General features: G+C 74.2%; 20 protein-coding genes and 3 pseudogenes. 8 read left to right on the top strand and 15 right to left on the bottom strand.

The genetic code is table 11. The annotated features are described in order from the left end of the window. Window positions 1-25: 25 nt before the first annotated feature. The gene (locus OHA72_RS54025; RefSeq protein ID WP_327003897.1) at window positions 26-1,408 is read left to right on the top strand and encodes an outer membrane protein assembly factor BamB family protein; all 1,383 of its coding nucleotides are present in this window, start codon (window positions 26-28) and stop codon (window positions 1,406-1,408) included. Here the strand turns inward: OHA72_RS54025 and OHA72_RS54020 are convergent, their stop codons facing one another. Next, complete coding sequence (locus OHA72_RS54020) at window positions 1,409-1,975, bottom strand: hypothetical protein (RefSeq protein WP_327003896.1); 567 nt, start codon at window positions 1,973-1,975, stop codon at window positions 1,409-1,411. A 56-nt stretch (window positions 1,976-2,031) separates the two neighbouring features. Continuing rightward, a complete protein-coding gene (locus OHA72_RS54015) occupies window positions 2,032-3,291 on the bottom strand; it encodes a hypothetical protein (protein WP_327003895.1) in 1,260 nt (419 codons plus the stop codon). 238 nt (window positions 3,292-3,529) lie between these two features. Between OHA72_RS54015 and OHA72_RS54010 the strand changes: the two genes are divergently transcribed. Together OHA72_RS54010 and OHA72_RS54005 are read left to right on the top strand one after the other, a co-directional pair. Continuing rightward, the gene (locus tag OHA72_RS54010) at window positions 3,530-3,991 is read left to right on the top strand and encodes a peroxiredoxin (protein ID WP_327003894.1); all 462 of its coding nucleotides are present in this window, start codon (window positions 3,530-3,532) and stop codon (window positions 3,989-3,991) included. A 56-nt stretch (window positions 3,992-4,047) separates the two neighbouring features. Continuing rightward, window positions 4,048-4,413, top strand: a complete 366-nt coding sequence (locus tag OHA72_RS54005) for a hypothetical protein (RefSeq protein WP_327003893.1) — start codon at window positions 4,048-4,050, stop codon at window positions 4,411-4,413. An 18-nt stretch (window positions 4,414-4,431) separates the two neighbouring features. Here the strand turns inward: OHA72_RS54005 and OHA72_RS54000 are convergent, their stop codons facing one another. Further along, entirely contained in the window at window positions 4,432-5,373 is a 942-nt protein-coding gene (locus OHA72_RS54000) for a saccharopine dehydrogenase family protein (protein ID WP_327003892.1), read from the bottom strand. Window positions 5,374-5,444: 71 nt separating this feature from the next. Between OHA72_RS54000 and OHA72_RS65345 the strand changes: the two are divergent. Next, window positions 5,445-6,378, top strand: a pseudogene (locus OHA72_RS65345) (helix-turn-helix domain-containing protein). Here the strand turns inward: OHA72_RS65345 and OHA72_RS53985 are convergent. From OHA72_RS53985 to OHA72_RS53970, 6 genes and pseudogenes are all read right to left on the bottom strand, one after another. Further along, a complete protein-coding gene (locus OHA72_RS53985; RefSeq protein ID WP_327003890.1) occupies window positions 6,354-6,560 on the bottom strand; it encodes a hypothetical protein in 207 nt (68 codons plus the stop codon). The pseudogene OHA72_RS65345 and the gene OHA72_RS53985 sit on opposite strands and share 25 nt — an antisense overlap. Continuing rightward, window positions 6,515-6,886, bottom strand: a complete 372-nt coding sequence (locus OHA72_RS53980) for a nuclear transport factor 2 family protein (protein WP_327003889.1) — start codon at window positions 6,884-6,886, stop codon at window positions 6,515-6,517. Before OHA72_RS53980 ends, OHA72_RS53985 begins: the two co-directional genes overlap by 46 nt. 645 nt (window positions 6,887-7,531) lie before the next feature. Beyond that, a pseudogene (locus OHA72_RS53975) lies at window positions 7,532-7,834 on the bottom strand (response regulator); the annotation flags it as partial. Beyond that, entirely contained in the window at window positions 7,831-7,902 is a 72-nt protein-coding gene (locus OHA72_RS65340) for a hypothetical protein (RefSeq protein ID WP_442788786.1), read from the bottom strand. The gene OHA72_RS65340 and the pseudogene OHA72_RS53975, both read right to left, overlap by 4 nt. A gap of 199 nt (window positions 7,903-8,101) precedes the next feature. After that, window positions 8,102-8,425 (bottom strand): annotated as a pseudogene (locus OHA72_RS65335) (DUF7134 domain-containing protein); the annotation flags it as partial. Window positions 8,426-8,664: 239 nt separating this feature from the next. Beyond that, window positions 8,665-9,612, bottom strand: coding sequence for an ankyrin repeat domain-containing protein (locus tag OHA72_RS53970; protein WP_327003888.1), 948 nt, complete (start codon window positions 9,610-9,612; stop codon window positions 8,665-8,667). Window positions 9,613-9,678: 66 nt separating this feature from the next. On the opposite strand from OHA72_RS53970, the gene OHA72_RS53965 reads away from it, so the two are divergent. After that, the gene (locus OHA72_RS53965) at window positions 9,679-10,506 is read left to right on the top strand and encodes a TIGR03619 family F420-dependent LLM class oxidoreductase (RefSeq protein ID WP_327003887.1); all 828 of its coding nucleotides are present in this window, start codon (window positions 9,679-9,681) and stop codon (window positions 10,504-10,506) included. 150 nt (window positions 10,507-10,656) lie between these two features. Here OHA72_RS53965 and OHA72_RS53960 read toward each other — a convergent pair whose 3' ends face one another. The 5 genes from OHA72_RS53960 to OHA72_RS53940 form a co-directional block, all read right to left on the bottom strand. After that, window positions 10,657-12,984: a transglutaminase TgpA family protein gene (locus OHA72_RS53960; RefSeq protein ID WP_327003886.1), complete on the bottom strand. Its 2,328-nt coding sequence runs from the start codon at window positions 12,982-12,984 to the stop codon at window positions 10,657-10,659. 81 nt (window positions 12,985-13,065) lie between these two features. After that, the gene (locus OHA72_RS53955) at window positions 13,066-13,848 is read right to left on the bottom strand and encodes a helix-turn-helix domain-containing protein (protein ID WP_327003885.1); all 783 of its coding nucleotides are present in this window, start codon (window positions 13,846-13,848) and stop codon (window positions 13,066-13,068) included. Next, window positions 13,845-14,993: a hypothetical protein gene (locus OHA72_RS53950; protein WP_327003884.1), complete on the bottom strand. Its 1,149-nt coding sequence runs from the start codon at window positions 14,991-14,993 to the stop codon at window positions 13,845-13,847. The genes OHA72_RS53955 and OHA72_RS53950 overlap by 4 nt, the downstream gene beginning before the upstream one ends. A 46-nt stretch (window positions 14,994-15,039) precedes the next feature. Next, entirely contained in the window at window positions 15,040-15,594 is a 555-nt protein-coding gene (locus OHA72_RS53945; RefSeq protein ID WP_327003883.1) for a carboxymuconolactone decarboxylase family protein, read from the bottom strand. A gap of 54 nt (window positions 15,595-15,648) precedes the next feature. After that, complete coding sequence (locus OHA72_RS53940; RefSeq protein WP_327003882.1) at window positions 15,649-16,479, bottom strand: SMP-30/gluconolactonase/LRE family protein; 831 nt, start codon at window positions 16,477-16,479, stop codon at window positions 15,649-15,651. A 79-nt stretch (window positions 16,480-16,558) separates the two neighbouring features. Between OHA72_RS53940 and OHA72_RS53935 the strand changes: the two genes are divergently transcribed. Both OHA72_RS53935 and OHA72_RS53930 read left to right on the top strand, forming a co-directional pair. Continuing rightward, on the top strand, window positions 16,559-16,921 hold the full coding sequence (locus OHA72_RS53935) for a YciI family protein (RefSeq protein ID WP_327003881.1): 363 nt from the start codon (window positions 16,559-16,561) through the stop codon (window positions 16,919-16,921). A gap of 5 nt (window positions 16,922-16,926) precedes the next feature. After that, a complete protein-coding gene (locus OHA72_RS53930) occupies window positions 16,927-18,114 on the top strand; it encodes an RNA polymerase sigma factor (protein ID WP_442788785.1) in 1,188 nt (395 codons plus the stop codon). A gap of 7 nt (window positions 18,115-18,121) precedes the next feature. Here OHA72_RS53930 and OHA72_RS53925 read toward each other — a convergent pair whose 3' ends face one another. After that, window positions 18,122-18,901: a DeoR/GlpR family DNA-binding transcription regulator gene (locus OHA72_RS53925; RefSeq protein WP_327003879.1), complete on the bottom strand. Its 780-nt coding sequence runs from the start codon at window positions 18,899-18,901 to the stop codon at window positions 18,122-18,124. 110 nt (window positions 18,902-19,011) lie between these two features. On the opposite strand from OHA72_RS53925, the gene OHA72_RS53920 reads away from it, so the two are divergent. Then, the gene (locus tag OHA72_RS53920) at window positions 19,012-20,319 is read left to right on the top strand and encodes an alpha-glucosidase/alpha-galactosidase (RefSeq protein WP_327003878.1); all 1,308 of its coding nucleotides are present in this window, start codon (window positions 19,012-19,014) and stop codon (window positions 20,317-20,319) included. Window positions 20,320-20,394: the final 75 nt, after the last annotated feature.

Genomic DNA, 20,394 nt, shown 5'->3' with positions numbered 1-20,394 from the left:
GGTTCGATCCGGTTTGGGGGAAACCATGGCTCGTGTCGCGCGCATCCTGCTGTCGGTGCTGCTGGTGGTCGTGGTGGCGTTCGCCGGTTTCGTCTGGTGGATCCTGCGCGGCGGGCAGGAGCCGTCCGAGCCGGAGGGCACGAAGCGCGCGGCGACCTGGTCCCGGCTGGTCGACGGCACCGGCCCGGTCCGCGACGCGATGGTGGCCGGCGACGCCGTGCTGGTGCAGGGGGAGACCCAACTCGTCGTGCTGGACAAGGCCGACGGCCGGATCCGCTGGCACCGGCCGCTCGAACGGCACCGCCGGGTGCGCACCGGCGCCGGCGGCGTCGCCACGTTCTCGCGGGAGTCCGTCAAGCTGTACGACCTGGTCACGGGTGAGGAGCGCTACGCGCAGGCGTTCACCGGGGACGTGGCCGTCACCACCTCGACGTTGGTGGTGAACGACTGCCCCGCGACGGCGGCCCAGTGCAGCATCACCGCCCGCGACATGACCACCGGCGGCCAGCGGTGGCAGCGCAGCTACCCGCGGCCGGCCGGCTGGGAGCAGTCCTTCGAAACCGTGGAGGTGCTCGGCTCGCCGATGGTGCTGGGCGGCAACCAGCGCGCCGAGTCGATGGCGACCCGGGCGGCGGAGGTGGTCCTGGTCCGGGAGGGCCGCGCCCAGGACGGCACCTGGAAGGTGACGATCCGCGACATCACCACCGGAGACCCGGTCGGCGGCTACCCGATGCCCGACCTGACGACCTGGATCGTCGGCGCCCGCACCATGCTCGCGTGGGACCTGGAAGCGGACGGATGCGACGTCACCGTCTCCGCGTACGACGTCCGCGCCGGGCAGGTCACGTGGACCGCCGCGGCCGGGCAGTGGCACCTCCCGGAAGGCGTCTGGGCCGGCCACATGCAGTGCGAGCGGTCCGCCTGGGCGCCCCTGGTCACCGGCGCGACGATGGCGGTGACGACCGCCGGCGCACGGGTCCAGCTGGTGGAGCTCGCCGGCGGCCGGGTCCGGTGGACCGGCGGACCGGACCTGCACGCGCTCGCCCTCACGGACCGGTGCGTCGTCGCCCGCAACGGCGGCAATGGGAGCCTCGTCGGTCTCGACCCGGCCGACGGCGGGCGCCGCTGGGAATCGGCGGTGCCCGAGAGCTTCGGCAGGCCGGTCGGGCTGGACCGGGTCACCGCGACCGGCGACCGGCTCCTGTACCAGTACTACTTCGTTCCGAGCGGCGTCGGCGGCAAGGCCCGCAACGTGCTGCGGGTCATCGACCTCGGCTCCGGCCGGCTGGACTGGATCGCCGATGACAGCGGCTACCTGCTCGGCGCCGGCCCCGGCTGGGCGGTGACCGGCGCGGACGGCATCGAGGACACCGACGGTCCGAAGGAGATCCGGCTCTATGCCGGGTGACTACCTCGGCAGGTGGGAGACGACGAGCGTGGCGAGCTTCTCGGTGTCGGGGCGGCTGCGGCCGGTCTTCGGGGCGTCCTTGACGCCGGTGGAGACGACGAGCAGGGCGTCGCCGACCAGCACGAGGATCTGACCGTTCGGGGTGTCCCAGTACGCGTCGCTGCCGAGCCCCGGGATGGCGATCGCGTCGGGCGTGCGCTGGTTCTTGAACTGGGACCGGTTGTCTGCGCCGCCGGCCTCGGTCAGTGCCCTGCGATAGCCGACGTTGGCGTAGCGCTGGCCGTCCGCGGTCCAGTACACGCACGAGGTGAACTTCGTGTCGGTCTTGCCCGGCTCGTTGTCGGTGAACTTCGCGGGCCCGACCTCGGCGCCGAGCACCGCCTTCGCGTCGGCGGCCTGGTAGAACTCGCAGCCGGGCACCGGTGACGCCGCCGCGGCCGCCTGCGTCGGGGCCGGCGGCTGGGACTGGGTCCGGGTCTGGGGTGCGGGCGCCGGGTCGGCGGTGCCGCCCGAACACCCGGTGAGCGCGGCCACGACGAGCAGCAGCGCGAGTCCGATCGGTCGCAAGACTGGCTCCCTTCCCGGAGGCAGCCGCGATGCTATCGACCGTCCGCAATGGGCGTTCACGCGGTCGCGGCGGCGCGGACCGATGCCGCCGCGTCCTTCGAGACGCTCTGCCAGTCGGTGCCGAACACCGACTGCGACGCGGCGTCCAGGGGCTGGCGGCGGCGCACGACCTCGGTGAAGAACGCGAGCAGCTTCGGCTCGCCGTACCGCTGCGCCAGGTACCGCACGGCGAGCAGGGCGATGCCGTACCGGGCCGTGGCGTCGTCCAGCGACGCGTCCTTCGCCGGCCGGGCCGGGGTCACCGAACCGTCCCACCGGCCGTCCGTCACATAGCCGCGCACCGCCGGCAGGTTCTGGCGCGTGGCCGCGCCGTCGCCGTCGGCGATGTACTCGGCGATGCCCTCGGTCAGCCAGAACGCCTGGGCCGGCGGGACCGTGCCGCCGAGCGTCACCACGTGGGCGAACTCGTGGGTCAGCAGCAGCGTCGCGCCGGCGTCGGACCTGACGTCGCGGACGTTGAGGACCACGTCGGTCGCGCCCGGCTGCAGCGGCATGGCGTACGCGGCGGAGTAGGACCTGGTGGTGCCGTCGTACCAGCGGAGCCACTGCGCGTCGCCGGCGACGTACACGAAGTACCGCTGCGGCGGGCCCTCGAACGAGGTGGCGAAGCGGTCGTCGATCGGTGCGGCGGCCTCGGCGGCGTGCAGCACCAGGTCCAGCGTCGCGGGTGAGACCTGCTCACCGTCGGCCGGCCCGGCGACGGTGACCCGGGCGCCCACCTTCGCCGTCAGCCTGGTGGTGTCCCACGGACGGGTCGTCTGCTCGTACGCGACGAGCTGGAGCCGTCCACGCGCCACCGACCATGCCGTGTCGACGCGCAGGTCGACCGTCGTGCAGTCGTCCGCGCCGAAGCAGTAGGCGACGCCGACCGCCTGCCGCCACCCGTCGCCGTACCGCTCGGGCATGGTGGTCGCGGTCAGGGTCCACCGCCGCACGTGCAGCGCGGTGAGCGAGTCGAACCGCTGGCCGGCCTGCTCGCGCAGCTCCTGCCGCTCCACCGGGATCGCCCGCAGGTAGCCGTCGCGATCGCCGCGCAGCAGCGCCTCCGACTGCCGGGCCAGGACGTCCCGGATCGCGTCGAGGGGGCTCTCGCCGGGCCGGACGACCGGCCCGGTGAGGGTGAGTCCGGCGGCGCCGTGCGCGGTGGCGGGCGCGTACAGGGACAGCAGCAGCGCGACGAGCACGGTGAAGGCCGTCACGGCGGTCGCCGACAGCACCGCCACCGCACCGCGCCCCGGCTGCTGGGATCTGATCATGCCGGGACTGTAGGCACGCAACGGCCGCCCGGACGCGTGCCGGCGCGGGTCTGGCACTGTTCCGGGAGGTGGCGGGTGCACCCCGGTCGGCGCGTCCGTTCGTAGCGGGCGGCGAACCGTTGCGGCGTGGTCGGGCAGCGCCGGGTGACGGCGCCGAGTTGCGTCCCGGGCCAGCGAGCGAACAGGATGGACCATCCCGCCGCGGATCTTGGCGGGCGGGGACGAAAGGGCGGTTGACATGGACGTCGGCGACATCGTCGAGGACTTCGAGCTGGCGGACGACCAGGGTGTGACCCGGTCGCTGACGGGGCTGCTCGCGGACGGGCCGGTGGTCCTGTTCTTCTACCCCGCGGCCCTGAGCACCGGCTGCACGGCCGAGGCCTGCCACTTCCGCGACATCACGACCGAGCTCAAGGCCGTCGGCGGGCAGCCGGTCGGCATCAGCGGCGACACCGTCGAGCGGCAGGCCGAGTTCGCCACCAGGCACCGGCTCGGGTATCCGCTGCTGTCCGACCCGGACGGCGTGGTGCGGGCACAGTTCGGGGTCAAACGAGGGCCGCTCGGGCTCACCCCGACGGCGCGGATCACGTTCGTCATCGACACCGACCGGCGGATCCTGGCCGTCATCAAGAGCGAGATCCGGATGGACGCCCACGCCGACAAGGCCGTCGAGGCGCTGCGCAAGCGGCAGACCGCCTGACAGGAAAGGCGCTTCGGCGGTTGCGGATCGAGCAGTGTCCCGCCAGGATCACCGGCGTGACGCTGAACTGCTGGCGATGCCGCCGGGACTCACCGGCCGACGAGCCGGCGTGCGCGTGGTGCGGCGTCTGGGTCGTCGACCTCGATCCCGGGCGCGTCCCGGCGCCGCTGCGGTCGCTGCTGGCACCGGCGCGCCGGTGGGGCATCTCCGACGACGTGTTCCGGGTGGACGCGATCGACGACGCCGCGCCGATCGAGCTCGACAACCTCGTCCAGGCGGTCGACGGCGTCGACCTGGAGCAGATCGACGCCTGGCTGTGCGGCCCGGAGGGCGACGCGGGCGAGCCAGCCAACGAATACGTGGCGGTCAGCGCCCTCATGATGGCCGCCGACCTCGCCCGCCTGCGACTCGATCCGTTCTGAGCCGCGGCCGTCACTGCGTCAGCCGAGGGTCAGGTGCCGGGGGCTCAGCGCGCCCAGGAACGCCTTGGCGTCGAAGCGGGCGCCGAGCGAGGCGACCCCCGTGGAGGCGCCTTCGCCGGCCAGTACCAGCGAGGCGGCCTCGACCACGAGCGGCGCGGTGACCGCGTAGATGTCGCGACCGCTCGCCACCGCGCGGCGCTGCATCCCGCCGGAGCGCGCGACGACCTCGACCAGGAACGTCTGCGCCGAGCGGCCCTGGGCGTCGACCGCGACGGGGGCCGACGGGTCCGGGGCGCGCAGGTCCTGCACGGCGTTACGGGTCATGTACGTGGCGATCTCCGGCACGTCCAGGTGGGTGGGGATGGTGGCGCTGTCGGCCATCGTGAACTCGCCGACGACCGGCCGCTGCCCGACGGGCGCCGGGAACGTCCACGACGTGTCGGGCGCGTCGCCGGTCAGGTGCTGCAGCCGGCCGCCGGTGTACGCGATCCGCCGGCCGTCGCGGCGCTGCGCGGAGACGCGGCCCGTCGCGGTGGTGCCGCGGGTCGGGTGCCAGCTGCTGAGGGCGTAGGCGATGGTGATCTCGTCGGCGGCCGGCCAGTCGCCGAGCGCCGCGGTGGCGAGCAGGTCACCGAGGCCGCCGTAGAACGCCGCGGCCGGCACGATCGGGACGGCGGCGCCGGCGTAGGCGGCGAAGGTGTCGGCCACGACCTCGATCTCGGCGGTGACGTCGAGGTACGGGATCCCGGCGCGGATCGCGGCCTCGATCGCCGGTGCGGCGGTGGCCACGAACGGCCCGGCGCAGTTGATGACGGCGTCGGCGGCCCGCAACGCCACGTCCAGGTCGGTCGTGCGCCCGCACGGGACCGGCGTCATGCCCCGCCGCCGGAGCTCGGCGACGACGAAGCCGCCCGTGTGACCGCTGGCGCCGAGGACTGCGATTCGCTGCTTGTTGTTCATGACGTCCAGCGTCGTCGCGGTGATCCGGTGCGGCCAGTGTCCGGAACGACGTACCACGTACAGTTTCGGACATGCGATCCGTCGCCCTGGCCGTCACGGACGGCACGCCGCTGTTCGAGCTGGCCGCGGCGTGCGAGGTCTTCGGCGTCGACCGGGGGCTGACCCGGTCCTGGTACGACTTCAGTGTCTGCGGCGAGGACGGCGCTGCCGTCGGCGGGTGGCTCACCGCCGGCATCCGGCACGGACTGGACGCCCTGGCGGCCGCCGACACCGTGATCGTCCCGTCGTGCCGCGACCACGAGGCGCCGCAGCCGCCGGCGCTCGTCGCCGCCGTCCGGGCGGCCCACGCGGCCGGCGCCCGGGTGGCGTCGCTGTGCACCGGCGCGTTCGTGCTCGCCGAGGCCGGGCTCCTCGACGGCCGGCGGGCGACCACCCACTGGGCGCACACCGAGCTGCTGCAGGAGCGTCATCCCGCGGTGCAGGTCGACGCCGGCGTGCTCTACATCGACGACGGCGACGTGCTGACGTCGGCGGGCAAGGCGGCCGGCATGGACCTGTGCCTGCACCTGGTGCGCCGCGACCATGGCGCGGCGGTCGCCAACGCCCTCGCCCGCACGCTCGTGGTGCCGCCGCACCGGCAGGGCGGGCGGGCAGTACATCCCCGCCGCGGTCACGCACGGCCCGGGCCACGCGCTCGCCGGCCTGCTGCCGTGGGCGCTGGAGCGCATCGGGCAGCCGCTGACCGTGCGGGACCTCGCCCGCGAGGCCGGGATGAGCGAGCGCCACCTCGCCCGCCACTTCCACGCCGTGACCGGCCTCAGCCCGCTGCGCTGGCTGCTGACCCAGCGGGTACACCGCGCGCAGGAGCTGCTGGAGACCTCGGACCTCAGCGTCGAGCAGATCGCGGCGCGGACCGGCATGGGCACCGCGACGACCCTGCGCCGGCACTTCAACCAGCAGCTCGGCGTGCCGCCGGAGACCTACCGCCGGACGTTCCGCGCCTGAGCGCCGGTCAGGATCCGGCGCAGCGCGGCGGCCTCCGGCGCGACGAGCGCCGGGTCGTCGCCCGGGACGAACTCGAGGAGGACGTCGATCCCGCCGGGCAGCAGCGCCGCCGCGGCCCGCCAGAGCTGGCCGGCGGTCAGCTCTCCAGGACGTTCATGTAGAGCGCGTTGAGGATCCGCCACCCGTCCGCGGTCCTGGTGAGATGCAGGTATTCCCGGTAGACCGGGCTGTGCACGGTGACGGTCGCGATGTCGTGGTAGATCTCGTTGACCGTGACGTCGAAGCCGAAGTCGGCCGGTTTGCGCGCCACGCCCTCGCCCTCGCGGGTCCAGCCGATCATGTCCGCGGCGCCCATCGACTCCGTGAGCAGCTCCCCGGCCGGGCCGGCTCTGACGCCGGTCTTCGCCAGCGCCGGGTGCAGGGCGCGCTCCATCCGTGCGGCGTCACCGTCGAACCAGCCCTCGAAGTAGTCCGTCACCGTCGCGACCACGGCGGCCCTGTCGTCCATGTGCGCTCCTCTCGATGCCCTCGTGCGAGGTAACCCGATGCACTCGCGCGGGGATGCCCCGCGGACCGGCCCGCCCGACGATCACACCATGGAAACGACACACGTCGAACCGGCGGCGGCCCGCGCCGCGCAGGATTTCGGCGGACAGTACAGCATCGGACAGATCCTCGGGATCTGGGCGGCGGCGGCCCTGCCGATGGGACTGATCCTCTGGGTCGTCATGCCGCTGCTCGTGCCGCACCTCGACGTCCACCCCGGGTTCGCGTACCTGGTGCTGATCACCGGTGGCCTGGTCTGGCAGGGCGTCCTGGCGCTGCTGATCCTGCGCCGTGAGGTACGCCCGTTCACCTGGGCCGGCCTGCGGCGCAGGCTGTGGCTGAACCTCCCCGTGCGGCCCCGGACGGCCCGGCCGGCGGCCCGGCTGCTGTGGCTGGCGGTGCCGGCGATCCTGTTCCTCTTCGCCTGGGACAACCTCGGCGTGCTCGACTGGCTCAACGACGCCTGGGTCCGGGCGCTGCCGTTCCTGGCACCGCCGGACTACGCGCTGATCGAGAACCTCGCCGAACCGGCGAAGGGCCAGTGGTGGCTGCTCGGCGTCCTGCCGCCGCTGATCCTGTTCAACTACCTGCTCGGCGAGGAGCTCATCTTGAGCAGGAACCCGTCGGCGCCGGCGTGCAACGCGTCGTCGACGACCTCGTCGAGGTCGAACGTCGTCAGCACCAGCACCCGCGGCCGCGGCTCCAGCCAGGAGACGATCTCCCGGGTGGCCCACAGGCCGTCGCGCACCGGCATCCGGACGTCCATCACGACCACGTCGGGCCGCAGCTGCCGGGCGAGCGAGACCGCCTGCTCCCCGTCGGCCGCCTCGATGCCGTCCTCGGCCTGCAGCAGCACCCGCAGCCCGGTGCGGATCAGGGCGTCGTCGTCGGCCAGCAGCACCGTGATCATGTCGCCTCCCGGCCGTACCCCGGGTTGGAGTCGAACACCCGATGCGCCACACCGGCCTGCATCACCATGACGTTGACCGCGTGCCCGACGGCGTCGTGCAGCTCCCCGGCGAGCCGCGCCCGCTCCTTCCAGCAGCACCTGGGCCCGCTCCAGCACCTGCGCGCGCTCCAGCGCGGCGTGACGTGCCTCGAGCTCGGCGGCGTACGCCCGGCGGGTGCGCACCGCCTCGCCGGCGAGCGCCGCCAGCAGCGTCGGGACGACCACCCCGGTCGTGACGGACAGGCCCGGCTCGTCCGGGGTCGCCGCCAGGTAGCCGACGGCACCGGCGACGGCCAGGGCCACTCCGGCCACCCGTTCGCGGAACGTGCCGGCGGCGACGCAGCTGTACAACGCCGTCCACGTCGCCCACGGGACCACCCCGACGTCGTAACCCGCCGCGGTGAGCAGGACCACCGCCGCGCCGGTGCCGGCCACCGCCCACACCGGCCGGACCCGCCGCCACGCCAGCGCGAGCGCCGCGAGGGCCGCCACCGTGACGCTGAACCCGTCCGCCGGCCGGTACGGCGCCGCGGCCGCCGCGAGCCCGCTCACCGCCACGACCACCACCGCCAGCCCGACGTCCCCCGCGCCGGCCACCGCCCCCGCACGCCGATCACCGTGTGCTGCACGCACAGATCATCTCCGCCGTCGCCATCACCGGCCGCGGCGGGCGGCGAGTGTTCGAGCGCCAGAGAAGAGCGTCGCTTTCGTCGGGGCGCACGTGAGATGTCTGAGGTCGCTGCCGGCGGCGGCCCGGTGTGGCCGCCGATCAACGGCACCCCGAAGCGGCCCTACGGCGCCGGTTTCACGGACCGCACCGGCACGGTGCCGCCGGACAGCGCGCGGATCCACTTGAGCAGGGCGACGACGAACGGTGCCGTCTCGAAGTCCCAGAGGCCGCCGTCCCAGTAGTGCGACCGCTGCTGGAAGAACAGGCACGCCCGCAGCAGGTCCACGTCGTTGGGCAGCGCGGCGGTCCGCTCCCACTCGCGTTGCACCGGCATGACCAGTTCGGACAGCCCCGCCGACCCGCCGTGCAGGTCGTAGCCGTTGTACGTGTGCGCGAACGTGACCAGTACCGGGAAGCCGGCCCGCTCGTCGGGTACGCGTACCAGGGCCGCGGTGGGCTGCTGGCGCACCCGGACCTCCGTCGCGGTCACCTCGTGCCGGTCGGCGAACACATCGACGACGAGCCGGGTGGCGGGACCGTCGGGTTCGAGCCGGAACTCGAACCGCCCGTGCATGTCCGGCGGCTGGAAGACCATCTGCGGCTGGTCGAGCTCCAGCAGCACCTCGAGCTCCGGCAACCGCAGCGAATGCTCCTGGACGAGATGGTTGGCCCGTGCCCGGATGACGGCGTGGAAGTACACCTGGATGCGCCGCAGCGTCTCGGCCGGCACGTCGACCCGTCGCGGCGGCTCGAGCACGTCGAGCAGGTGCGCGTGGTTGCCGCGCCGGGCGAGGTCCACGGGCCGCTCCCCGGCGGCGGTGCGCAGCCCGCGCCACGCGCCGAGGCCGACGAGCCGCTCCACCACCGCCACGGTCGCGCCCGCGTGCGCGGCCTGGTGCAGCGGCGCGAACCACGACGTGCCACCGGGCCGGGCCGAGTTGACCAGCGCCGGCTCGGCGTCGAGGACCGCGAACACCTCCGGCCAGTCGTAGCGTTTGGCGCAGTCCGCCAGCCGCTGCCGCGTCTGACTCTCCGCCTGTGTCGTCCCGTCCCATGTCTGCTCGGCCACACGTGCATCCTGCCGCAGCCGCTCGGTGTTGCGTTGACGCCGGTGGCAACGTTTACGTTCGCGGCCATGAGATTCGCGGTGTCGTACAGCATGGCGGGCTTCGGCACCGACCCCGACCGGCTCGTGCGCTACGCGCGGCACGCCGAGGCGTGCGGGTTCGAGGCGCTGTACGTGCCGGAGCACATCGCCCTGCACCCGGGCGCCAGCGTCGGCGGCGGGGAGCTCCCGCCGTCGCTGCCCTACGGCGATCCGCTGGACCTGCTGGCCTTCGTCGCCGCCGCCACCGACCGCATCCTGCTGGGCACGGCGGTGCTGCTGCTGCCCTACCACCATCCGGTCGTGCTGGCGAAGCGGCTGGCGACCGTCGACGTGCTGTCGAAGGGCCGGATGCGGCTGCTGACCGTCGGCCTGGGGACGCTGCCGGTCGAGGCCCGCGCGGCGGGCGTCGACTTCGCCACCCGCGGGCGGCGGGCGGACGAGGCGATCGACGTGCTGCGGCTGCTGTGGGCCGGCGACGAGCGCGGCGTGCGCCACCACGGCGAGTTCTTCGACCTCGACGAGGTGTGCAGCTTCCCGAAGCCCCACGGCGCGGCCGGCCTGCCGATCCACGTCGGCGGGTCGAGCGCGGCCGCGGCACGGCGGGCCGGCCGGCGCGGGGACGGCTACTTCCCGGGCGGCCTGCTGACGCCCGAGGAGCGCCGCCGGCAGCTGGACCTGGCCCGCGCCGCCGCTGCCGGGGCCGGACGCGACCCGGACGCACTGGAGTACACCCGGTGGGGGTCCACGGCCCTGACGCCGGAACAGGTCGACGCGCTGGCCGCGGAAGGCGTGACCCGGATCGTGGTCAGCGGCACGGAGGAGGACCTGACGGCGTTCGCCGCGCGCCACCGGTGAACCGGCGACGGCGCCCGGTTGAACGCGCCGCGCCGGGCAGTGCCACGGCGGCCGGCGGCGACATTGTGCCGGACGGTTGAGCGAAGGCGTGCGACGGCGGACCGCTCGCCGGGGCGGCCGACCATCGCCGGTTCCTGCTCGGGGACCTCCTCACCGGACCGGCCCGACCGGCGGGAACGCCGTCGTCCCGCGAGCCGGGAGGCGGGACCGCCAGCGGCGCAGCACCGACGGCGGCAGCAGGACGGCCCTGATCCGGGTGGCGGCGGACGCGTGCCCGGCGAGGTCGGTGCGGACCGCGGCCAGGGCCGCCCGCAGCTCCCGGCTGGTGAGCGGGTGCTGGGCGTACCGGGCGTGCTCCTCGACGTCGGTGAGCAGCCGTACACCCGCCCGGGCGGTCGTGCCCAGCCGCCCGTCGGCGGCGAGGCGTTCGACGGTGGCCCGCGGCGTCTCGGTGTCGTGGACGGGCAGCCGGTGGTCGAGCATGGTGTCGATGAGCTCGTCCCAGGCGTGATGAGCGCGGGACCTCGCGGCCGCGTCGTCCGGTGGTGCGGCCGTCGCGAGTGCCAGCCGGGTGCGGCGCACGCGGGCGCGGGCGATCGCGGGGGACAGCAGGAGCAGCAGCGCCAGGGTGCTGCCGAGCGCCCACCGCGCCACGCCGCCGAGCAGCGTGTCCGCTGTGGGCTCGCCGGGGCCGGGTCCGCCGGGGTCAGCCGGGCCGGGCTGCTCGGTCTGCGGTCCGCCGCTCGGACCGGGATCGGCCGCGGTGGGGACCGGGGCAGGTCCGCCGCGGCCGGGGTCGTCCCCGCCGGCCGTGGTGTCCGGGCGCGGCAGGTACGAGGTGGTCGCCGAGCCGGGGACGGCCGCCGCCGGGGTCGCGTCGAACGGCAGCCAGCCGAAGCCGGGGAAGTACACCTCGGTCCAGGCGTGCAGGTCGTGGTTGGTCATCGTGGTCGTGCCGCCGCGCCTGGTGCCGCGGGCGAAGCCGATCGCGACCCGCGACGGGATCCCCGCCGCGCGCAGCAGCCAGCCGAACGCCGCGGCGTACTGGACGCAGAACCCGTGCCGGGTCCGCAGGAAGGCGGCGATGTCGGTGTCCGGGCCGACGCCGGTGTCGTACTCGAAGCCGTTGGCCGCGGAGAAGAACGCGTGGATCGCGGCGACCTTCTCGTACTCGGTCGCCTTGCCGCGCACCAGTCGCTCCGCAGTGGATGCGACGACCGCGTTCGGCGGCGCGGCGAGCAGGTCCTTGAGCGCCGGGTCGCCGGGGTCCAGCGGTGCCGCGGCGCGCAGGTCGTCGGCGGTGATCCGGGGGCGGACGTAGGTGAGCGTGTACCGCTGCCGTGCCGCGCTCTGCCGCCGGGAGTGCACGACGGTGGTCCGGCGGTCGAACGTCCAGCTCCCGTCGAGGTTGCCGATCCCGGTCGGCCAGGGGTAGATCGGCAGGAAGCCGCCGCCGAGCCCGCCGGTGACCTCGATCTCGGCCCGGTACTCGGTGCTGCTGACCGGGCCGTCCCACGGCGGCCCGGCGAGGCCCTCGTGCAGTGGCGTGCCCGCGGTGACCGGCCGGTCGCTGAAGCCGCGGTCGGTCAGCACATCGAGCGTGTTGAGGCGCAGGTAGTGCGGCTCGGGGTCGGTCGCGCCCGTCACCCTGACCATGTCGAACGTTGCGCTCTGGTGCAGCTGCCCGGCGAACTCGGCGAGCATGGTGACGGGCCGGCCGCCGGTGCCGGCGTCGCCCCATCCGCGCAGCCGGTCGGTGGCACCGGCGGGCATGGCGAACGGGACGAGCGGGATCAGGACCGCCAGGCCGACACCGACGGCGCCGAGGCGATGGCCGGCCGCGGCAAGGGGCGAGGCCGCCCAGGGCTCGACGTCGCGGCCGTCGCCGGTGAACCTGCGGCCGAAGCCGCGGACCCGGTCGACGTTGTCGGTGCCGAGCAGCCACAGGAAGCCCACGGCGCCCAGGACGAACGGGAGCCCGTTGGTGCTGCCCGCGGTGGCGGCGACCGGCACCGAGTAGACGGCCAGCATGGGCAGCCCCGCCAGGGCCGGTCGGCGCAGCACGACGGCGAAGAGGTCGACGAGCAGCGCGACGACGGCGACGCCGAGGACGGCCACGAACAGCAGGCCGTCGCGGTCGCTGACGGGTGCGGCGAACCTGCCCATGTCGACGGCGGCGGTGCGCAGCAGGGCGGCGAAGTGGGTGAGGGTCGCGGGGGAGGGCAGGATCCCGGCGTACTCGCGGCCGCTGCGGAACTGCCAGGTCAGCACGAGCAGCGCGGCGAGCGCCATGGCGGCGGTGGGCGCCCAGCGGTGTGCGCGGACGCTGCGGACCAGCAGGGCCACGGCGCACATGGCCGCGACGACGAGGACCGCCCTGACCGCCCAGGTGGCGTGGTCGAACACGGTGAGCATCGGGAACGCCGCCAGCAACGACGCGCCGGCCGCCACCGGTGTGCGATGCCTCTGCTGGCTCATCGGGCCTCCGATGCTCATGCCGCCGGCGCTGTCACGTTGGTGGACTCATGAGTGGAACGCCCGGTTGCCCGCCGGACGTTGTCAGCGCCAGCGGTGGTGTTCCGTGGCCGGGTCGACCGGGAAGAACGACTCCAGCCGCAGCTCCTGCGCCGTCACGTCCTGGGGTGTACCGACCGTCGTGACCATCGAGAAGTAGCTGACGGCGACGGCGTCGCGGGCGAACCGGACCGGCACCATCGGGGTCAGCGGGGCGGTGACGTCCGGGCGGCGCCACGCGGCCGGGATCCCCGGCAGCGCGAGGACCTCGGCCAGCAGCGCCCCTGTCCGCGCGTCGACGGCGCCGCCGACGGCCTCGCGGTACACCCGCTGGATGAGGCCGGGGCCGACGTCGTCGAAGTTGGTGACGTACGGGCGCAGCGGGCCGAAGATCAGCCGCAGCACGTTCGGCGGCTGGGTCGCCTCGGTGCCCGCGAGCAGGAACGCGAACATCGCCGTGGCGGTGTCGTTCGTGGCCAGGACGTTCCAGTGCCGGTCGAGCAGCACCGCCGGAAACGGCTCGTGGTGGCGCAGCACCCGTCGCAGCGCGCCCTGGATGGGTGCCATCGCCGGGTCCGTCAGCGGCGTCTCGTGGTAGATCGGGGCGAACCCGCCGGCGAGCAGGAGCTGGTTGCGGTCCCGCAGCGGCACGTCGAGCGCCGCCGCCAGCATGATGATCATGTCGCGGCTCGGTGCGGCGCGGCCGCTCTCGACGAAGCTCAGGTGCCGCGGCGACACCTTCGCGGTGCCGGCGAGGGCGAGCTGGCTCAGCCGTCGCGTCCGCCGCCACTGCTGCAGCAGGTGGCCCACGGCGTGCCCGGCGCTCATCGGTCCCAGGCGGGTGGGGTGCTGATGGCCACGGCGGCCGCGAGGGCCTGGTCCCGCAGCTCGCCCACGACCGCCTGCGGGGCGGCGTCCAGCTCGGTGAGCAGCCGGAGCACCGCGGGCAGCGCGCCGGCCGCCCGCGGCCCGAGGGTGACCAGCGCGGCGCAGGCCGCCCGGCGCCGCGCGATCGACGGCACCGCCAGCTCACCGATCAGCCACTGCGTGAGATCCGCCGGCGCCTCAGGAGTCCGGCCCTGCGCCGCGACCTCCCGCGCCGCGAGGTCCGGCGGTGGGAGGTTCGGCGGTGCGACGTCCCGCGGCGCCGCAGGGTCGAGGGCCCCTTCCGCCAGCAGGTCCGCGCCCCTGTCCGGCGGCGTGAGGTCCGGCGGCGCCAGGTCCGAGGCGCCGCCCGGCTGCGTGAGGCCAGGCGGCGTCGCCGGATCCGTGGCCCTGCCCGAGGGCCGGTCCGGCGGCTGGGCCGGTCGGAACGCCTCCTGCCAGCCGCGTTCGACGCGGAGCCGGTCCAGGCGTGGCCCGAGGTCCGCGATCACCGAGACCAGCTCCATCCGGGTGTACTCGTGCCACGCCGCGTCCGGGTCGGCCTCCTGCGGGCCGTCCAGCGCCGTCAGGAAACCGTGGAGCAGCGGCAGCAGGCGCTCAGGGTCGCCGTGCAGGCCGCGCAGGTAGCCCAGGGCGCCCCGGTGCCAGATCCGCAGCGGCGGCGCCAGCAGGGAGGTCAGCGACGCCTCGAAGGTCGTGTCGAGGAAGCCGGTCACCGCGGCGACCGCGGCGGGCGGCACCTCGGGCGCGGTCACGGCCAGGCGCCGCAGCTCCGCCAGCGCCAGGAATCCTTCGTTCACGGTGTACTGCTCCTCGGCCGTGACCGCCACGGGTGCGCACAACCTCACCCAGCCGGCCAGCGCGGGCGCCGCGGCCAGTGCCGCGACGCCCAGGCGGCGCAGGCCACCGATCGCCGAGCGGCTCTGCTGCCAGTGCCGCGGGTCCAGCGCGTCGGTCAAGGCGGTGCCGACCGTCGAACCGGTCGACGTGGTGATCGCCTGTGCGGCCGCGGCGAGACCTGCGGTGTCGGTGTCGGGGAACGCCGCCACGATGCAGTCGCCGCCGGCCGGGACCCGCCGCGCAGCCATGCCCGCACCGTAGCACCGCCGCCAAAGCCCGGCCGACGTGCCGGCGTCACCGCTGCTCGTGCCACGCCTGCGCCTGCAACGGCGGCTCGAGCGGCGGCCGGGCCACGTTGCCGGCGTAGTTCGCCATCGTCGAGACCGCCAGGCCGGTGATCACCTCGAACACCGCGACGTCGTCGAAGCCTGCCGCGGTGAACGCCTTCACGTCGCCCTCGTCGAGGTGGCCGCGCCGCTCGATGAGCCGGCCCGTGATCGCGGACAGGGCCGCCAGGCGCGGGTCGGCCGGCGGCCGCCCGTGCCGGACCGCGTCGACGACGCCCGGGTCGACGCCCTCCTTGAGCGCCATCGTCGAGTGGAACGCGACCGCCCACGCGCACCGGTTCGCCACGGCGTTGGACAGCAGCAGCACCTGCCGTTCGCCGCCGGTGAAGCGGGTGCCGCCGAACTGTCCGAACGCCGCGACGAACGCGTTCACCAGCGACGGCGCGTTCGCCATCGTGGCGGCAAGGTTCGGCACGAGGCCGAACGCCTGCTGCAGGCCCCGCAGCGCCTGCCGGGCACCGTCGGGTGCCGAATCGACTGTGTGGATCGGGTAGGTCGTCATGGACCAAGCCTCGGCGCCGCGGTGCGGCACACCAATTCCCTCCGAGGTAAGCGTCTACACGTCGATCGCGAGGACCTGACCGGTCCGCAGGTCGCCGTCCATGCAGTCCGGCCACCGCGCCGCCATGACGAACAGCGTCCGGTCGCCGGGCCCGCCCAGGACGCACGCGAAGCATCCGCGGTCCGCCTCGACGGTCTGCAGGACCTCGCCGCCCTCACGGACCCGCACGCAACGCTGGTTGGGCACGTCGGCGTACCAGACGGCCTGCTGCGGGTCGAGCCAGATGCCGTCCGGGACGCCGTCGCCGAGGTCGGCCCACAGGCGTCGGTTGGACAGTGCGCCGCTCGCGTCGATGTCGAACGCGGTGAGCCGGTTGGCGTACGACTCGGCCAGGATCAGCGTGGCGTTGTCCGGCGTGACGGCGATGCCGTTGGGGAACGCGGTGTCGTCGGCGACGATGCGGGCGGTGCCGTCGGGGGTGACCAGGGCGACGGTGCCGGGGTGGGCGCCGCCCGCGGGCTGTTCGTCGCGGGCGCCGAAGTCGAAGCCGATGTTGCCGATGTACGCGTTGCCGCGCCCGTCGACCACCATGTCGCTCCACGGGTAGCGGGACAGGCCGGTCAGGTCGGCCTGGGTCGCCAGGGAACCGCCGGGCTCGCGCCGCAGGAGCCGCCCGTCCGAGGACACGATGAGCATCGTGCCGTCCGGCAGCCAGCCCAGGCCCATCGGCATGCCCGGCACCTCGGCGACCACCTCGGCGCGGCCGTCGAGGTCGACCGCCGTCACCACCTTCGTCCCCATGTCGGAGAACCACAGGCGGCCGTCGTGCCAGCGCGGCGACTCGCCCATGGCGAGCCCCGACACCAGCGTGCGCAGTGCTGTCACAATCCTGCTCCTCATCTGTACCGGCGAACCCTTCGTGGGCACGTCACCGGGGGTGTCGAAGCTGGGGCAGACTTTTTGCATGAAGTTCATGATTCTGATCCACAGCAATCCGCTGTCCCGGGAGATCTGGTCGGATTTCACCCGGGAACAGCAGGAGGCCGGGATCCAGTACTACGCCGAGCTCACCGCCGACCTGGAACGCTCCGGTGAGCTGGTCGTGTCGCACGCCCTCGCGGACCCGGCGCAGGGCCGGCGGCTCCCGGCCGAGGGGCAGTCCGCCGACGGCCCGTTCGCGGAGGTGAAGGAGCATCTCGCCGGGTTCATCCTGGTCGACTGCGTGGACCTGGACCGTGCCGTGCGGATCGCCGGGCGGGTGCCGGAGGCGTCGCTCGGGCTGGTCGAGGTCCGGCCGGCGGTCGACGCCGCCGACCTGGTGCGGTGAACGGCCTGGACGACCTGCTGCGGCCGCTCGTGCCGCGGGTGCTGGGGGTGCTCGTGCGCCGCCACGGCGACTTCGAGACCTGCGAGGACGCCGTGCAGGAGGCGCTGATCGCGGCGGCCGCGCAGTGGCCGGTCGACGGCGTGCCGGACAACCCGGCCGGGTGGCTGATCACCGTCGCGTCGCGGCGGCGCGTCGAGATGCTCCGCTTTGACGTCGCCCGTCGCCGGCGCGAGCAGACCGCCGCCGCGCTGTCGCCGTCAGACGCGCCACCGGTACCGGCGGGCGACGACACCCTCGTCCTGCTGCTGCTGTGCTGCCATCCATGCCTGCCGCCGGCCGCGCAGACGGTGCTGACGCTGCGCGCGGTCGCCGGGCTGACCACCGCCGAGATCGCCCGCGCGCTGCTGCAGCCGGACGCCGCGGTCGGGCAGCGCATCAGCCGTGCCAAGCAGCGGCTGCGGCAGCACGGCGCCGACTTCGGCGGCACCGCGGCGACCCCGCTGCCGCAGCGCCTGCCGGCGGTGCTCCAGGTGCTCTACTTCGTCTTCAACGAGGGGTACACCGCCACCTCCGGCGAGGCGCTGCACCGGCCGGACCTCAGCGGCGAGGCGATCCGCCTCACGCGGCAGCTGGCCCGGCTCCTGCCCGGCGACGGTGAGGTCAAGGGGCTGCTGGCGTTGATGCTGCTCACCGACGCGCGCCGCCCGGCGCGCACCCGCCCCGACGGCGCGCTCGTGCCGCTCACGGAGCAGGACCGCACGCGCTGGGACCGGAGCCTGATCGCGGAGGGCACCGCGCTCGTCGCCGACGTGCTGGCCACCGCGCCGGTCGGGCCGTTCCAGGTGCAGGCCGCGATCGCCGCCGTGCACGACGAGGCCGGGCGGCCGCAGGACACCGACTGGCCGCAGATCCTCGGCCTCTACGACCTGCTGCAGCACCTGACGCCGGGGCCGATGGTGGCGCTGAGCCGCAGCGTCGCCGTCGCGATGGTGCACGGCCCGCGCGCCGGGCTGGAGCTGGTCGCCGCCGTCGCGCCGGCGCTGGGCGGGCACCACCGGCTGTTCGCCGTCCGCGCGCACCTGCACGAGCTTGCCGGGGACGCGGCGGCGGCACGCGACGACTACCGCCGCGCCGCCGAGCGGACCCTGAGCCTGCCGGAGCGGCGCTACCTCGAGGCGCGCGCCGGCGACTGAGGCGGGCTCATCCGGCGACGACGACCTCGGTGCCGGCGCGGCGGATCGCCTCCACGTGGTCGTGGTCGGCGCCGGCGTCGGTCACCAGGACGGCCACGTCGGTGATGGCGCAGATGCGGGCCAGGCAGTTGCGGCCGACCTTGGAGCCGTCGGCGACGACCACGACCCGGTCGGCGCGGCGGATCATCGCCGCGTTGGTGTGGGCCTCGATCTCGTCGTGGGTGGTCAGGCCGCCGCGGGCGCTGATGCCGTCGACGCCGACCACGGCGACCTCCATGTTGAGGCCGGACAGTGCCTGGTCGGCGATCGGGCCGACCAGCTCGTAGGACTGGGTGCGGGACACGCCGCCGGTCATGATGAGCTTGAGCCGGGGCCGCAGGGCCAGCTCGGAGGCGATGTTGAGCGCGTTGGTCACGACCGTGAGGTCGACCCGCTCGGCGAGCAGGCGGGCCAGGATGTGCGTGGTCGTGCCGCCGGTCAGGCCGAGCGTCAGGGGGCCTCGGGGGAGGAGGGCGGCGGCCCGCTGGGCGATGAGCGCCTTTTCCTCGCGGTGCTGCCCGACCCGGTAGCGCACCGGCAGCTCGTAGGCCATGTCGACGGCGACGGCGCCGCCGTGGGTGCGCGACAGCAGCTTCTGGTCCTCCAGCACCTGCAGGTCGCGGCGGATGGTGGCGGCCGAGACGCCGAACTCCTCGGCGAGCTCGCCGGCGTCGACGGAGCCGAGGCCCGACACGCGTTCAAGGATGGCCGACACGCGGTCGGCCCGGCGCAGGGAACTCTGCGGCATGGAGGCTCCGATTCCAACAATGATCAAACGCGCAGTCAGGATAGGTCGTTTCCGTCCGGAAGGTCAAAGAACCTTGCGCGCTTCTGTATCGCCTGCGGACAATCCGAACCATGACTGTGATCACGTTCCTCGGCGCGGGCAGTGTGGTGTTCACCCGTGAACTGCTCGCCGACCTGCTCGCGTTCGACGAGTTGCGCGAGGTGACGCTCGCCCTGCACGACATCGACGCGGAGCGGCTGGAGACCGCCGAGGCGATCGCCCGCCGCACCGCCGAGCAGCTCGGCGTCGCGCCGAAGATCGTCACCAGCCTCGACCGGCGGGCCGCGCTGGACGGCGCCACGTACGTCATCAACGCCATCCAGGTGGGCATGCACGCCGCGACGGTGCGCGACTTCGAGGTACCGGCCGGATACGGGCTGCGGCAGACGATCGGCGACACGGTCGGCGTCGGCGGGATCTTCCGCGCGCTGCGGACCTTCCCGGTGCTGGCCGGCATCGCCGCCGACATGCGCGCGGTGTGCCCGCACGCGTGGCTGCTCAACTACACCAACCCGATGGCGATGAACGTCGCCTACCTGGCCGCGATCGCCCCCGACCTCAACGTGGTCGGCCTGTGCCACTCCGTCTTCTGGACCGTGCACGACCTGTGCGCCCTGATCGGCGTGCCGCTCGACGAGGTCGACTACCGCGCGGCGGGCGTCAACCATCAGGCGTGGCTGCTGCGCTGGGAGCACCGCGGCGAGGACCTGTACCCGCGGCTGGACGCGCGCATCGCCGAGGACCCGCAGCTGCGCCGCCGGGTGCGGATGGACATGTACCGGCGGCTCGGCCACTTCCCGACCGAGACCAGTGAGCACTCCGCCGAGTACGTGCCGTGGTACCTGCACCACGACAGCGAGGTGGAGCGGCTGCGCATCCCGGTCGGGGAGTACGTGCGCATCAGCGAGGCGAACCTCGCCGACTACACCGCCACGCGCGCCGCGGTCCTCGCCGGCGAGCCGCTGGACCTGCACCGCGACGCGACCGAGTACGCGCCGCAGGTGATCCACAGCATGGAGACCGGCACCCTGCGCCGCATCCACGCCAACGTCGCCAACCGCGGGCTGATCAGCAACCTGCCGGAGGACTTCGCGGTCGAGGTGCCGTGCGTCGTGGACCGCCTCGGCGTGCGCCCGGAGCGGGTCGGCGCGCTGCCGCCGCAGTGCGCGGCGGTCAACCGCGGGTTCGTCAGCGTCGGCGAGCTGACCGTGCGGGCCATGCTCGACGGCGACCCGCGGCTGGTCCGGCAGGCGGCGATGGTCGACCCGAACACCGCCGCCACCTTGACCGTCGAGCAGATCTGGGCCCTGTGCGACGACCTGACCGCGGCGCACGGTGACCTGCTGCCCCCGGCGCTGCGCGGGCGGATCGCCTTCTAGGCCGAAACGTGCAATGCAGAATGTTCACTTGTGCAGATGGCCTTGTGGCACAAACATAAACGAGCATAGTTTCCG

Source organism: Dactylosporangium sp. NBC_01737, assembly GCF_035963215.1.
GTDB lineage: Bacteria > Actinomycetota > Actinomycetes > Mycobacteriales > Micromonosporaceae > Dactylosporangium.
Note: the sequence above shows the minus strand (reverse complement) of the source record. Positions and strands in the feature narration are given on the sequence as shown.